Origin of the sequence: Butyrivibrio hungatei, assembly GCF_900101605.1 — a bacterium.
Lineage (GTDB): Bacteria > Bacillota > Clostridia > Lachnospirales > Lachnospiraceae > Butyrivibrio > Butyrivibrio hungatei_B.
This window is the reverse complement of record NZ_FMUR01000017.1, coordinates 1-15,282: the sequence shown is the minus strand read 5'-3', so window position 1 is coordinate 15,282 and position 15,282 is coordinate 1. Positions and strand designations below refer to the sequence as shown.

Genomic DNA, 15,282 nt, shown 5'->3' with positions numbered 1-15,282 from the left:
AAAACAAAAGTTGCTGTACCGAGACATATGCCATGCCCCAGTACAACCATTATACAGGAATTTGCAGGATTTCCGGGCAAAAAAAGAACCCCGGATAAAACCTAGGGTTCTTCCAATTCCTTTTCAGAAAAAACATGAATGTCTTTATATTTTATTTTTATCTTCCTTATACCAAATTATCAAAGCAACTATAAAAATAATTCCAAAGTATATGTAAGCTGCATTTGATTTCGGATACGCATCAAATAATTTATTCCAATCATAAATTGCGCCTATGGAATTTATAAAAGAATGATATATGGCACATGCCAGGACACTCTTTGTTGCTTTATAAATTGCAGCGGCCACAAAAGTCCATACAAATATGTTCATAGCAAAACCTACAATGCTATCGCCATAGTGGTTGGAGGACGGCTGCAGCCATATCGGAAAATGCCATACACACCAAATCACCGCCACAATAGTAGTTGCAACCGGGAATGGAAATCTTTTTTCCAGCATAGGTTGCAGAAAGCCGCGCCAGCCGGTTTCCTCCGCAAATCCGACAAACGGAAGCATGATAAGAAACCCAAGCGGCATCATATACAAGGGCGAACCGTTGGGTTCACCGTAAAAAAGAGCAAATATCAAGGCGCATATGCAGAACAGGCCTGTTATCAGAAGCGTTTTCATCTTTTTAGGGGTATATAAAAAGCGCTTCAAATATTCTTTTACAGTGATATGCTCTTCTTTCCTAAGTACGATAAAAAGAGAAATAACCGGAGCCGGTGTCGTAAAGAGAATACCTATGATTGCATACATAATATATGCAAATGTCAGCTTTCCTGTCTCCGCATAACTAACCGATACAGGTTCGAGAACAAACATAATAATTTGAAAAAATACAGTTATAAACAGAAGCCAACCAAGAAAATCTGCTATCGGTGCTTTCTTTTTTTCATCAGTCCACATTTTTTTGTCCTTTCATAATCCCTGAGATCAATGCCTCTACGCCATATGCAAAACTTTCATCCAAAGAGATTTCATCTCCAAAACTACCATGTAACTCCAGCATCGAAAACCCTTCCACAAAACCTCGCAAGCTTCGCAGAACATGCATTTTCCGGGTTTCGCTAAACTCAAGAGAATCCAAAATAGAATACAATGATGATATAACCCCTTTTGTAATTTCATTATTCAGTTCGGATGTATATGAATTGTGCCAGCAAATTGCCTCAAAAACTCCGGGATGATCATGAGCAAATTCACGAAGCGCATAGCACATTGCCTTTAATCCTTCTTCCCGTGACTTTCCTACTGCCGATTTAGCGATTTTTATATCAATATTGCTCCAACCATATACTATGATTGCCTCTTTTATCTCATCCAAACCGCCTTGAAAATGCTTATACAAAGATGGGGGCTTTATGCCCAATCTATCAGCAATAGTTTTTACAGAAAGATTCTGAAAACCATCTTTATCTATCATTTCGACACACACTTCAATGATCTCTTGTTTTCTGGACATTTCCCCTCCTTGCTAATCATTTTAGCTTGTAAGCTAATGCTATTAGCCTTTAGGTTAACATAGACTCTTAATACTGTCAAACAAACATCTTTTCAGGAAAACAAAGAGGCATGACGAACGCTGTTATTCGCCCTGCCTCTAAAATTTTGCTGTTTACCTGCTGCGTACGGTAGAAAACTCAGGACTACTGTATGCGGCTGGTGGTTCTCTGTTATTTCTTTCCAATAGAAACATACATTACTACTCCATCTGTTTCCAGCATTTTTCTTTAAGGAAATCAGCTATCACATTGATGTTTTCACCTTCATAGTACGCAACCAACAATTTCTTGAACTCAGACACTTCTTTCTCTGGTATGACAAGAAGCCCTTGTCCATTGGATATAAGGTAATGATTAGCAAATATTACTGAAGCTCTTTTATTACCATCAACGAAGACCTGCGTTTTCATGCAATACATGCATAATTCTATAGCTTTATCTATATCTGTCTTATCGGAAGTTCTTATTTCGTTTATGTTCTCTATAACAACCGACTCTATAGGAATAGGAGGTACATAACTTGTACCTCCTATGGTTACAGGCACACTACGTATTTTTCCCCCATAAGAGAAAAAACCTTCATTAACAAGCTTTGCTACATGACAGAGTAAATAATAGTCAGTTTCAGCCTGTATAACATCCTGATCAAGAATGAACTCCCAGGAATGCTTAAGATTCAGGATTTTTTGTACATCATCCGCTGTCATGCCATTGACGATACCTTTTTCCAATATTTCCTCTGTCTGTGGGAATGTCGTTGCTACTCCCTCCAAAACAGCCTGATCATAGATATTTGATTTCATATTTGCTCTGGCAAAGTCCAAATTCATAACAACATTTGCAGGTAGTTCAGCAGGACTATATCCAACTTCTGCAAGCTGCTTATCTATCTTTCGAATATTCTTTTTTAATTCCCTGGCTTCTCTAGCGTTCCTAAGGAGCAACTGGTACAGATTGTCTGAGTAAACATCAACATATGTTGATGTGAGTTTTCCATTTACTCTTTTTCTTATATACAAGTATTTACCGCTGGAGTTTTCCTTCACTTCCGGTGAGCCATCATAAGGTATGAGATTTAGACGTGCCTGAAAATCAGCTTTATCCTGCAATAAACTCTGAATTATTTCCAACTTATTATTCATCAATTTCTCCTTTTAGGGAACTTTTCCAATAAAAATATATCAAAAAGTTCCCTAAAATTCAAATTAAAATTAGGGAACTTTTTTAATAGAAACATGTCAAAAAGTTCCCTAATTTTTCTTGAAAAAGACTCAGTACAATGTACCGAGTCTTCTGAAATCTGCAATAGCAGATTGATTATCTCTTTGAGAACTTTATCACCGCCTTAAGTGCCTTGTTTTGGGCATTTGTAGGACGAGTTGCTGTTTACCTGCTTCGTACGGTAGACAGCTCAGGGCTACTGTATGCGGCTGGTGGCAATTTAAAGTCTAATTCTTCAGAGTCGTTATATTCTCAATAAATTCATTACCATAGCTGTCATAATATCTTTTTCATCTGGATTGGATTCTGCAATCATAAGGGTAATAGCCACAAGCGCTCCATCACTTATTATCTTCTGCCCATCTCTAAAAAGTGCATTGTTTCTGTTCAAGAACTCCAAGAACAATGATGCTGCGATTCTCTTACAGCCATCCTCAAAAGGATGGTCTTTTATCATGAAATAAAGAAGATTGGCCGCCTTTTCCTCTAGCGAAGGATATACCTCCCCTCCAAAAACATCCTGATATACTGCTGCCAAAATGCCTTCCACCTTACCAGTTTCCTTCTCTACACCAAATACGTCTGATTTGAATGTATCCTCCATATGATCAACCATCTCTCTACAATCACTATAGGTGATTCTGTATATTGGGCTTGAGCCTTCAGGCTTCTCAAGAGACTGGTGATCATATTGATCCAAAAGTATAAGCGCCTGCGTGTATAGATTTACAGCCTTGAGCACATCCTGTTGTTCAATATCAAGCGTACCTGCAATCATCTTAGTTTGTATTTCAACGGTTTTCTGAAGTGCCTGTAGCCTGCGTTCATTTATTGCATAGCCATTTAAAGTATACTGTTTAAGCACCAAACTAGCCCATCGTCTGAATGCTATTCCTCTTTTTGAATTTACTCGATATCCAACAGAAAGTATCATATCCAGATTGTATATCTTAGGTTTTCTTCCTCCGGAACTTTTATCGGAAAAACCGATAGAAGTCTCATCTAGCTCACCCGTATCGATAATATTTTTTATATGCTCACTAAGAGTGGCTTGCTTAACACCAAATAATTCACCCATTTGTTTCTGTGTTAGCCAAACTGTTTCTTGCTCAGGACATATCTGCACCTCTATCTCTGTATTCCCGTCTGTAAATAAAACAATTTCATTCTTTGCCATTAAATTCCCCTCTATCCTTCATTATTTTCTCATATTCAAGCTGATAAGCGATCAGCCTCGGAATATACTCCGGAGGAGTCCTGCGCCCTGCTTCCCAATCCTCTAAAGTACGAACCGGTATACCAGTGTGAATCGAAAACTCTTTAAATCATGATAATATCAAAGATTTGCATTGACCAGTTTTAAAAACTTCTTATCATTCATTTGCTCATTAGTTACATAATCCCCATCACAGAACAGTGCATATGTGGTAATTGGTGTTGGAGCATTCTGAGCCTGATCTCTGGTCTCTATTCTGATCGCTCTAAACGGTATTCCATTGTTCTTAGCAGTCTCTTCCAAAACAGGCACATACTTGGCATTAAATGGGCACTGATTCGTGTAATAAAGCACGTATCCTTTTTCATCGATACGAGGATGCTTTGCACATTCCTTGAAGCATGGTGTTTCAACACTTTTTTCAAAGGACAGATACCACAGCTGGATTCCATTATCGGCTTCATCACAAACTTGAAAGCCTTTGAATGCTAGAAACTTTGGATCAGAAAGGAATGGCTTTTTCTTAGCAGCAGATAATATGCAAATTCCCTTCTTCCCCTTTTCCTTACTGTCCTTTATGCACTCATTAAGAAGATCACTTGAATATCCATGTCCCTTTAAGGAACCTGAAACCCACAGACAATCGATATACATATATTCCGGTGCATTTATCGGATTCCACGCATACTCTGCCGGGATATATTCAATAAAGCATTTACCGCGTTCGACACTCTTTAAGAAAACAAGCCCTTCATCAAATCTGTCAGCAAGCCAGGCTTTCTTGGATGAAACCTGTATATCTTTATTGTTTGATATAGCACAACAAATGTGTTCTTCTTCAAGATTATCCTTGGATACTCTTATATACTCCATCTTCAGCTCTCCTTTCTAATAGGATGTCTGATAACCGTCTTAAGCTTCTCTGGCACCACTTTCCTTGCATCGCTAAGGTAAATCTCGTAGAATTCTTTGTACTCCTTCTTGTAATCGAATGCCATGTCTTTATTCCTCCGAAATATCTTTTGACTCGTAAGGCTTATTCCATGAACCAATCTCAATCAGGTTGCCTTCAGGATCTGCTATATAACAGGTTCTCTGCCCCCAAGGTTCTAGTTCAGGTGCAAGGACTGATGTTGCACCGTTTTGTACAGCCTTATTATAAGCTTCATCCACTTCTTTAAATGTATCAACATAAAGCGCTATTTCGAAATGTCCGTTGAGACCTTTTATGTACTTATACCTGCGTCTTGTCATCTTCTCAAAGTCGTTCCTGCCGTATAACAGAAAAAGGGTCCCATCCTTCACCAGATACACATTGGATGTATCCTCTGTCTCTTTTATTTCAAACCCCAGCACATCCCTGTAGAAGCGTACCATTTTGCCCATATCCTCAACAAACAATCCAAAACCATCAAGTCTCATTTTCATTAGTCCTCCTTGTAAATCGTCGCCATTTTCTGTACCATCTTTGAAATCTGCCTCCTGGCTTCTACCGGCTCAAGCACTTCTGCTTTATTTCCAAAGGTCATTATCCATGTGATCAAATTATCTGAGTCCGTGTAATCCGCAGTAAACATAAGTCTACCATCCTCTGTTTCCGTAAAACAGTTTGGTCCAAATTCCTCCACCAGGCGCCACTTTACATCCTTTGAAAACAGCGCTTTTACCTTGATTCCACCAGGAAATATCTTTTCTGTAGACAGATCAGGTAATGGAGCGTTTCTGCAGACAAATCCTTTATCCGTTTCAACCACTTTAACCATGCGGTTTAATTTAAATAGGCGATAGTCTTTGCGCTTTTGACACCATCCATAGACATACCAGCTGCTCCACTTAAACACTACATAATATGGCTCAATAGTTCGTTTTCCTTCTCCCGCCTGAGCATAATAGTGGAAGGTCAAAAGATGCCTGTTTTCTATCGCATCCTGAATAGTAGATATCTTTGGAGCCAGCGATGTCTTGTACCAAGAAGACAGGTCGATAAGGACAGAATCCCTACCGCTGATAAACTCCGAAGAACCTGCCTGGAGCTTCTCCATAAGCTGCCCATAATATCCGCTTCCACTAACACTATCAAGGCTTCGTAGTCCCGCCAGGATCATTTGCATGTCACGGGATGTCAAAAGAGTCCTATCCATCTTATAGCCATCCATGATGCTTATACCGCCTCCAACTCCCCGGGTCGTTTTAATTGGTATTCCTGCCTGGCAAAGAGTCTCAATATCTCTGTTTATGGTTCTTCTAGACACCTCGAAATGCTCAGCCAGCTCCGGAGCTGTCGTCACCTCTTTTTGCAAAAGAATTGATAGTATGCCAATCAGTCTGTCTATCTTCATTTGATCACCTTCTATGATTATCATACAAGCACAAACATGTCATCTATATGTCATGTTTATATTCTACACTATTTTTGACAACAAAAAACCCACAACCAGATGGTTGTGGGTTTCTGAAATCTGCAACTGCAGATATTCTCATCTCTTTGATAACCGCAAAGTACTGAAAATACGGCATTTTTTCAAAAGTTTTGCTACCTGCCTGCGTCTTACGGAGAGCAGCTCAGTGTTCTCCGGGACAACGGCATGTAATATGCATAATAAACTGAAATTTAGCGCCCGTTCCGCACCTTATTCAGCAGATTGAGCAGTCCCTTTTCTTTGATGATTGCAATGCCCTGCCCCTCGTCGCCGAGAACGATCAGATTATCCCCGGGCTGAATGTCAAAGACCTTCCGCGCCTTGGCGGGAATCACGATCTGCCCCTTGTCACCAACCTTAACCATGCCGAACACATGCTTTCCCTTTGGGGGAACGCCCAGCCCAAGACTTTCCTCATCGTTCTTTTCGTGGTTAATTAGGTCGTCTATGGTCACGGAGAACACATCCGCAAGGAGCTTGCTTTTTTCGATATCCGGCAGGGACTCACCTGTCTCATATTTTGACAGAGTCTGGCGGGAAACGCCGATCATCTCTGCCAGCTCCTCCTGCGAATAGTCGTGATATTTCCTAAGCTCAATCAGGTTTTCCGAAAAACTCATTTTTTCTCCTTTCTTATGCCTAAAACGCACCATCGTATTACGGGTATTTTACGAATAACTCCGTTTAGAAGAAATGCTCCCCCGAAGCCGGACACGCCGACAAGCATGTAAATAAAAAACGGTGAAAGCTGTGGCGCATACATTTTCAGATACCAGGCGCTCATTGCAATGGGCAGATAGTGAAACACGTAAAGCCCGAAGGACCGCTTCTTCATCCAATTGGCAAAGTGGTTTTCAAATCCACCACATTTTTTCATAAAGGCGAGAACGCCCAAGGTGCCGAGCCATGCAAAAAGGTTACAGACGAAGGTATCCAACACCTCATGATCCGGATAGGATTGCCCCCAATACATTACAACAAACAGCACACCAGATGCCGCTCCCAGAGAGCTCAGCAAAATCCAGTTCCTCTCCAGTCTGTCCATAACCTCATCATGGGAAAAGACAAAGTAACCGATCAGGAAACCTGCTCCATAGATGCCGAAGCGATAGACCACAATAACGGGAGTGTTCAGAATCTGTGCTGCGCCATAGATCACCACCGTAAGAACGAGGGCAGCAACAGTCCCGGCATCTCCGCAAAGGTGCCATAGCCTGTTGTTATCAATTTTACGGATTACGAGAAGCAGGATGCTGAAAATCCATAAAAGCTGGATATACCACAGCGGGCCGGTGCCGCTGACGCACATGATCAGGAACAGTATCGGCTTCGGGACGGCGCCCATCTGTTCAAACGCACCGCCGATGAGCATATTGTAATACCCCATGCCCCATCCCCATACCAGCAGGCCTATGGTGGAGGGCACCAGGAGTTTTCTTGTCCTTTTTCTTACGAATTCCTTAGCTGTGACTTTGTCCAGCTCAAATCTGGCGGACATACCGGAAACCACGAACAGCAACAGCATAAACCAGGGGTAAACCATATACTGGAACAGATCCTGAGGCTGATTTGCACGGAAAGGGCCGATGATGCCGTATCGTGTGACGCCGTTGAATATGTAAATCACATGATAGATTACCACAAGGCTCACTGTAATCCAACGGATATTGTCGAGGTATGTCTTTCTCATAATTTTACCACCTTTGCCATTATTCTTTACACGATTATAAAAAATAAACTTTGCCCGAGCCACCAAGCAAAGTTTACATTTTTACATTTGTCTGTTAAATTTCGTGGCATTGTGGAATGGGAAATTATATTAATTTTCCACCATTCACTACTTTCTATCACAATTTATGTATAAAGAAACCCGGAAACATCCGCCATGCCGATAGAAGTTTCATCCAGCTCACCAGTATCGATAATAAAAAAAGAGAGCTCACGCATGAACTCTCCGGGCTATAGGCATCTCAAGATTCCATAGCGCATCCACTACATAAATCGCTCATTTATAAGGCTGTGCATCACCTATATATGATAGAATAGCATATTTATAGGCTTTTTCAAGTTTCCTCCAGAATTCTCAGTCCTTCCTTATAATCCTGTCCCAAAACTTCCTGTGTCTTTTGGAAGTCATACTTCTCATGTAGTCTGTCATGAACCTTTAAGAACTCTTTCTTTCCGTATTTCCTTATATATAATGCCTGAGCCTTTGCTGCATTTGCTCCGTCATTTGATGGAATATAGAACCCTTTATTGCAATTTTCGAGCTCATCGCACTCATAACATCCGTCCAAATCTTTTTCCTTACAGCATTTCACATTCGGACATGTTCTGTCCTCAGCACAGGTGGCAAAAGAGCAGACATTGTACTTCGTTCTGCAGGATCCGCACCACTCTGAAATGAAACAGTGATTACAGGAAAAGCCACAATAAGCAACAGGATCAACACCCTTTCGTGCTATCTTGCAGAGTTTATTCTTGATGCGGCTCATGGCTTCGATATGCATGATCCAGTGACGGCAAAATGGCATCTGAATCAGTCCTTTTATGTCCTTACCGCACCAGTAATCAATCAGCCAAAACGCATTCTCATTCTCGCTGACGCATTTACTGCGTATAAGTATTTCCTTTACATCGCCGCCGAATTTTTGCTTTAAGTCCTTGTATGTCAGATCTCCAAGAATCTGATCCGTAGACTCCTTTACAGCTTTTACATACAGATATAGTTCTTTAATATTCAGTTTTTCTGAAAACTCTGCAATCTCGTTTCCCTGAAGTTCATTACCCGTAGTAATGATAGGTGCGCCAATGCGATTATGAAAGTCATGTGTAAAAAGGATTTGATTATCCTCTGCTATCATCTCATGGGCAACTATATCTTCAATCCTGAAAATATGCCAGATAGAATAGGCAAGGGTTTTACTGTGATATCCGTCCGCACCCGCAAAGGGCATTTTGGCAAAGGCCTCATCCGGATATCCACTCACAATCTGTGTGATCTGATCAAACATTTCCTCACGGAAAGCCAAAAGCTTCTGAATAGCCTCTTTAAAGGTTGCTTCCTTCGTCAACAATTTCTGTATTTCTTTATTGTTTTCTGACCATGATTTGTCCATAATCTATCTTCTCTCATCGGTTAATCCAATATTATTCCATGGTGCTTTCTTACATTTTTATAAAAAATCCAGGGAGTCTTTTTATTGCTACTTTATGCTATTGCTTTAGTTCTTTTACCAATTAAACAATAGTATGTCACCATGAGCATCAGAAAAGCGCCTATCCATGCAGATACTTCAGAAATGGCAATTCCCTTAAATCCGTTCCTTCCTACCAAAAAGCCAAAGATCAGCCTCATAATGACTTCGAGCCCGCCTGAGAGCATTGGTATAAAGGTATTGCCCAACCCCTGAACAGAGTATCTGTATACAAAAAGCCAGCCCAGGGCAAAAAAGCTTATTCCCATGATCGGCATGAAATCGGTACAATAACCGATTATCATGTTGTCAGTCAGCAGCATCCTTGCCAGGCTTCCGGGCACAAATATCATAAGGAGCGATATAGGCACATTCACAAGTGTAGAGAGCATCAGGCCCTGTCTTACTCCTGTGCGTATCCTGTCATATTTGCCAGCGCCCTTATTTTGCCCCACAAAGGTCATCATGGAAAGACCTACGGACATTCCGAACTGCTCAAAGAGTGATGCAAATTTCATGCAGGCTGAATAGGCTGCCACATATGCGCTTCCCATAAGATTTACGAAGTACTGCAATACCATGGTCCCTGCAGCTGTGACCGAATTCATAAGTGCCACAGGAAGTCCTATTTTCATCAGTTCAACCAATATATTCTTTTCATCTGCTATTTCTGACGTGTCTTTTCCCAGACTCATAAAATTGATGGTTCTAAGCTTTTTAAGGCACAAAAGGTATGATACAAACTGAGAGACCACTGTTGCCACTGCTGCTCCGACAACTCCTGTGCCAAAGGCCATTATGAAAATAATATCAAGCATGATGTTCACGAGTGATGAACAGATCATAGCAGTGAGGGGCGTTCTGGAATCTCCCATTGACTGGAGAATTGTAATCTCAAGGTTATTCATAACCGTCACTACAATTCCCAATAAGATCACAGCAAAATATCTATACGAATCGTCAAAGATATCTTCAGGAGTGTTCAAGAACGTCAGCATCTTATTGAGCAAAGAAACGCATACAACAGTAAAGGCTATTCCAAACGTGATACTGAGCTTCTTGGCTGCTCTGATGTATGCATTCAGCATAGCCATATCGTTTTTTCCAAAGCTCTGGGCAAAGGTTATGCCAAATCCTCTGGTCATCCCCACAACAAATCCAAGTATTAGGAAGTTAAGTGTCCCGGTTGCCCCAACAGCAGCCAGCGCCTGATCCGAGATTCCCTTGCCAACTATAATGCTATCCACAAGACTATATAGTTGTTGGAAAAGATTTCCCCATAATAATGGCAAAAAGAACAGTATGATCTGTTTCATACTGTTTCCTGAGGTCATATTTTGTGTGGTCTGTTCTGTATTTGTCATGGCCGCTCTCTTTGGTCTTTCTCTTGATGTTAATTATTTAATAGTTAAGATCATTTTAGTATCCAGGCTATTCCCTTTGCAAGACGCAGATCCGCATCTTTGAAATGATTTCCGGGATTCATTTCAAACGTAGTTTCTATGCCCTTATTCTTGTATTGATCATAGTATTCTTCAAATGAAAGCGGAGAAAGTTTTATATTTGTTGCCTTATCTCTAAATTCAGTAACTATATCTGAAGACAACATTTTAGAATTTGATCCCGTCACATATAAATCTATATTCTTTTCTCTTGATAGTCCGAGTACAACGTCTACGAATGATATTACTTCAGTGTCATCAGAATTTGCCAAAACATGTTTGCCATCGGTAAGGTTAGGATTAATTATCGAATATACCTTTTGTATCTCATCAATAAACACATAGTAATTCTCTTTATCTTTGCATTTTTCCCTTATATAAGCTCCTAGTTCTAAAGGATCGCGATACTTGCTGTTTTTATCATCATCCAATTCCAGGATAATTATCCTACTCTCTGGAACGTCCTGAGAAAGCAAGTATTCTCTATAAATTTCTTTTAGAAGAAATGATTTTCCACATCTTCTTACACCTGTTATCACTTTCGGAAATCCATTATCTTTAGCATTAATCAACTGATTTAGATATCTATCTCGCTTTATCATATAATCTCCTAAATTGTAGAATTCTACATTTTTAGCGATTATCTCTTTGTTAACGCTTGCATAACGCAGAACCGCGTAAATAGGCACTTTTATTAATTTGTGGGTGCTATACGGGTGCTACGCAACAAGTCTTACCTGCACTCACACGTTCTTTTCACTCAAGAATATGTCCCACATGACGCTCTTCGAAGAACATATCCTTATTCGCGATGACTATTATGACCGTAGCAATAAAGACGATTATCGTCTCGACACATTTGGTCTCAGGAGTCATGGCAATCTTCTCCTGCATGAAATTAACGAAAAGATGGAAAATGATACATGCAAGGATCGAACGATTGCTAGCAAGATATACCCAGGTTATTATAAATCCCATGGCTATCGCACTTACGAAGAAATTGACCACAAAGAGCGGATTTACCATAAGTCCCGCCTGATAAGTTCCCTTGATGAAGAGAAGGGGAAAATGCCAGAATGACCATATCGCTCCGAAAATTACCGACTCCCAGAACCAGTTCATATAATTGCCTATAGAATCTTCACAATACCCCTTCCAGCCAACCTCCTCAAGTATGGAAGCAATGATTATCGTGACCAGCGCACTTGCCACCCCGACTCCCGTGAAGTTAAAATCATCAGAAAATGCAAACTGATTGATGGACTGGCCGAAGACAAGTGATAACAGGATTGAACAGACAACGATCATGGCAAAAACGATCACGGACAGGATCACATTCAGCCATTTCACCTTATAAAATCCGAATATCTTATCTTTCAGATCCTTCTTAAGGGCATCTGATCCAGAGCATAATATAAATACCGTTGAGACAACCGCAGGTGCTATCAGCCCAAGGATCATAAGCGTCATTGCTATATTCTCCGGAAGAAATATCGCCGGGATCCAGAATATCCATGTAAACAGATAAGCCATTGCAAAATAATATACCGGTCTGTATCTGTATCCTTTATTTCCTGTATTTTTCTGATTCTCTTTCATAACGATCTCCTTATTCTATACGATATTTGAAATTTCTTTCTGTTTCTTGTATGTCACATTCAGATCACTTCCCCATTCCAGACTTCTAATCCTGCCGGAAAATAGGAAGCCGAGTGCCGATGCCATAAGAAGCATTCCTGATATTGCTATGACCCAGGCCGCTCCTCTTCCGCCCCCGATGTCAAATGCACTTCCTATTCCGTCTGCCAGTACCCCGGATAATGCATATGCGGGAATATAACCAAGCTGGGATATCAATCCTATGAATCCCCAGACACGCCCCTGCATCTCATTTGGGATATTAGTTCGCGCAAGATAATCAAGACATGAATTCGCCGGAGGAAGCATTGCAAAAAACAGGAAGCCAAAGGTGCATATTATCATCACATTTTCAGTCATCGAAAACAGGATCATAAAAGCCCCAGCCATCATAAGTGACACGGAAAGTACTCTGCTCTGATTCTTTTTGATGCCGGAAATTCCGGTAAGCAATGCTGTAAAAAGCATTCCTAATGCACAGACAGTTTCGGATATCCCCAGAGTTTTTGCATCTGTAAAGGATAAAATAAGCGGCTCTGACAAAATCTGTATCACTCCTATGAACATGGATATAAGAGAAGATATCAGAATGAGCTGCATAACCCCGTTCCGGGAATATACCCCGTTCCACCCCTCTGACAGACTGCGGAAAAAGCTTTCTCTCTTTGCTTTTTCCGATGTAACGATACTTTTTTTTACAAAAGCGGTAGTGGCAAGCGTCACAAAAAAGGTACATATATCCAAAACAAGAAGAAGATTTATGTCATACAGTCCAAGCAACAATCCTGCGATCACCGGAGAGACCAGATATCTGGCACTTCCCGACAGAGAGACCAGCCCGCTTGCTTTGGTAAACTCTTCTTCCGACAAAATATCCGTGACTGTTGCTCTGTAAGAAGGCTCCAGTAGAGACGAAAATACCGAACTGATAAAAACTCCAATACATATCTGAAATAGTGAAGCGTCACCCTTTTGCATACTTAACAGGATATATAGAATTCCCAGAGCAGAGCAACCGTCGCCGATCATCATCAGCTTTCTTCTGTCGTACATATCGGCAAGAACCCCTGCGGGGACCGACAAAACCAGCGTCGGAAGAAATCCAAGTAAAGTTATGAGCGCCATTTGCGCAGCACTGCCTGTTTTATTGTAAATATATACTCCCAGGCCAAAGCTTGTAAGTCCGCCTCCTATCTGTGATATGAAATCACCGGACCATAGTACCAGAAATTTTGAAAAACCCGATTCCTTTTTCATGACATTCTCCTTCAAAAAAAAATTTTAATTATGTTGCAAACCCCAATTTATGCCTTTTATTCGACCGTCTGTCTGTCGGTAGGATTGTCTTTTTAAAGGAAACCTCCATCCAACCTTCCTGAATATACGGTTTCCTTAACTTAAAAGCTCTGTTTTATTGAAACAGCTTTCTCAATACTTTCTGGAGACTTCCTTCCCTGGCACCCAGCAGCTTTTCTGTATTATACAAAAAGGCTGCGATCTTCTTTTCCATGGAGGGAGAATTCTTTTCATGATAGTCATCAAAAGCTATGTTGGAATATAAAACAAGCATTTCAATTGTTTCAGCCGGATATTTAATGTTGAACAATCCCTGCCTGACTCCTTCTTCAGCAAGTTCAAGCAATACCGAAACTATCCCGGATGTCAGATTTTCCTGCATCTTCTGATGCATGAGCGCATTCTGCGGCTTATGAACCTCACCTATGATCTCATGCCCGATATCGGTCTCTACATTAAGCGATGCTATCGTCATGACCAGCCTGTCGATCACCGGAACAGATGTATCTGCCGCGATCATCTTAGCCTTGGCGATAAGAGAATCATTGATCCTCTCTATCATCGCATTAAGAATATCTTCCTTGGACTTAAAGTGATAATACAGTGTCCCCCTTGCAATTCCTACTCTGTCCAAAATATCGTTCGTACTCGTCTTGTCATATCCTTTTGTAACAAAGAGCTCCTCTGCAGCATCAAGGATCTCATTACGTCTTTCAATCGCTTCTTTTACAACTCTCATATAATCTTCATCACCTGAATCGAATTTAATTGACTGACTGTCGGTCTATAATATAAATAACACCACATCTTTTATATATTGTCAAGAGCTATTATCCTCGCATCTGCATACGGATACATATGAAACCTCTATTTCTTTAGTCGAAAATCAGACAAAAGCTTGTGAATACCCAAGAAACTCTTTCGGTTTTTGGTCCGGCAGGATGGATACCCTCAAGTGATGATTCTTGTCTATTTGGTACAAGCATCTTGTAATACTCGGACGTTAGTTCCGCAATTATCCGGACAAGGTTTCTACTAATATCCGGACAAGATTCCTGTATCAAGTGGACAAGATGACATCTATTTTTTATATTACTCGCTTGCCGTCTTATTGTCATCTCCGGCGTCAGCCGGCATATGTTCTATCGTAGGACGGCGGGAAGGACCTTTTAGGTCGAACCTATACGCATTGCGCACTATGCGGTCCAAGACCGCATCTGCAATCGTTTGATCTTTGAAAATTGAAACCCAATTCTTAACAGGTAACTGTGCTGAGATGGCTACAGACTTATGTTTGTGGTATCT

General features: G+C 40.8%; 16 protein-coding genes and 1 pseudogene. All 17 read right to left on the bottom strand.

What is annotated here, in order from left to right; translation table 11 throughout:
• Positions 1 to 144: 144 nt before the first annotated feature.
• A complete protein-coding gene (locus tag BLP87_RS12805; RefSeq protein ID WP_074463011.1) occupies positions 145 to 951 on the bottom strand; it encodes a CPBP family intramembrane glutamic endopeptidase in 807 nt (268 codons plus the stop codon).
• Positions 941 to 1,507: a TetR/AcrR family transcriptional regulator gene (locus tag BLP87_RS12800; protein ID WP_026515569.1), complete on the bottom strand. Its 567-nt coding sequence runs from the start codon at positions 1,505 to 1,507 to the stop codon at positions 941 to 943. The genes BLP87_RS12805 and BLP87_RS12800 overlap by 11 nt, the downstream gene beginning before the upstream one ends.
• Positions 1,508 to 1,747: 240 nt before the next feature.
• Positions 1,748 to 2,689, bottom strand: a complete 942-nt coding sequence (locus BLP87_RS12795; protein ID WP_074463010.1) for a Fic family protein — start codon at positions 2,687 to 2,689, stop codon at positions 1,748 to 1,750.
• 323 nt (positions 2,690 to 3,012) lie between these two features.
• Complete coding sequence (gene rhuM / locus BLP87_RS12790; RefSeq protein ID WP_074463009.1) at positions 3,013 to 3,945, bottom strand: RhuM family protein; 933 nt, start codon at positions 3,943 to 3,945, stop codon at positions 3,013 to 3,015.
• Between the two features lie 159 nt (positions 3,946 to 4,104).
• Positions 4,105 to 4,857, bottom strand: coding sequence for an N-acetyltransferase (locus BLP87_RS12780; RefSeq protein WP_022778128.1), 753 nt, complete (start codon positions 4,855 to 4,857; stop codon positions 4,105 to 4,107).
• A 2-nt stretch (positions 4,858 to 4,859) separates the two neighbouring features.
• A pseudogene (locus BLP87_RS16365) lies at positions 4,860 to 4,946 on the bottom strand (transcriptional regulator); the annotation flags it as partial.
• A gap of 40 nt (positions 4,947 to 4,986) precedes the next feature.
• Positions 4,987 to 5,406: a VOC family protein gene (locus BLP87_RS12775; RefSeq protein ID WP_074463077.1), complete on the bottom strand. Its 420-nt coding sequence runs from the start codon at positions 5,404 to 5,406 to the stop codon at positions 4,987 to 4,989.
• Between the two features lie 5 nt (positions 5,407 to 5,411).
• On the bottom strand, positions 5,412 to 6,323 hold the full coding sequence (locus BLP87_RS12770) for a helix-turn-helix transcriptional regulator (RefSeq protein WP_074463008.1): 912 nt from the start codon (positions 6,321 to 6,323) through the stop codon (positions 5,412 to 5,414).
• Between the two features lie 272 nt (positions 6,324 to 6,595).
• Positions 6,596 to 7,024 (bottom strand): helix-turn-helix domain-containing protein, encoded by a 429-nt coding sequence (locus BLP87_RS12765; RefSeq protein WP_074463007.1) that lies wholly within the window; start codon positions 7,022 to 7,024, stop codon positions 6,596 to 6,598.
• Entirely contained in the window at positions 7,021 to 8,094 is a 1,074-nt protein-coding gene (locus tag BLP87_RS12760) for an acyltransferase family protein (RefSeq protein ID WP_074463006.1), read from the bottom strand. Before BLP87_RS12760 ends, BLP87_RS12765 begins: the two co-directional genes overlap by 4 nt.
• Positions 8,095 to 8,467: 373 nt before the next feature.
• Complete coding sequence (locus BLP87_RS16490; RefSeq protein WP_074463005.1) at positions 8,468 to 9,523, bottom strand: DUF3795 domain-containing protein; 1,056 nt, start codon at positions 9,521 to 9,523, stop codon at positions 8,468 to 8,470.
• 92 nt (positions 9,524 to 9,615) lie between these two features.
• Entirely contained in the window at positions 9,616 to 10,965 is a 1,350-nt protein-coding gene (locus BLP87_RS12750) for an MATE family efflux transporter (protein WP_074463004.1), read from the bottom strand.
• Between the two features lie 50 nt (positions 10,966 to 11,015).
• Entirely contained in the window at positions 11,016 to 11,645 is a 630-nt protein-coding gene (locus tag BLP87_RS12745) for an ATP-binding protein (protein ID WP_074463003.1), read from the bottom strand.
• A 154-nt stretch (positions 11,646 to 11,799) separates the two neighbouring features.
• Entirely contained in the window at positions 11,800 to 12,642 is an 843-nt protein-coding gene (locus tag BLP87_RS12740; RefSeq protein WP_074463002.1) for a CPBP family intramembrane glutamic endopeptidase, read from the bottom strand.
• A gap of 15 nt (positions 12,643 to 12,657) precedes the next feature.
• The gene (locus BLP87_RS12735; protein ID WP_074463001.1) at positions 12,658 to 13,938 is read right to left on the bottom strand and encodes an MFS transporter; all 1,281 of its coding nucleotides are present in this window, start codon (positions 13,936 to 13,938) and stop codon (positions 12,658 to 12,660) included.
• A gap of 154 nt (positions 13,939 to 14,092) precedes the next feature.
• Positions 14,093 to 14,716 carry a TetR/AcrR family transcriptional regulator gene (locus BLP87_RS12730; RefSeq protein WP_074463000.1) on the bottom strand — a complete coding sequence of 208 codons (624 nt, stop codon included), beginning with the start codon at positions 14,714 to 14,716 and terminating at the stop codon, positions 14,093 to 14,095.
• 353 nt (positions 14,717 to 15,069) lie between these two features.
• Positions 15,070 to 15,282 (bottom strand): ATP-binding protein (locus BLP87_RS12725; RefSeq protein WP_176756651.1); only part of this gene is annotated, 213 nt, incomplete at its 5' end.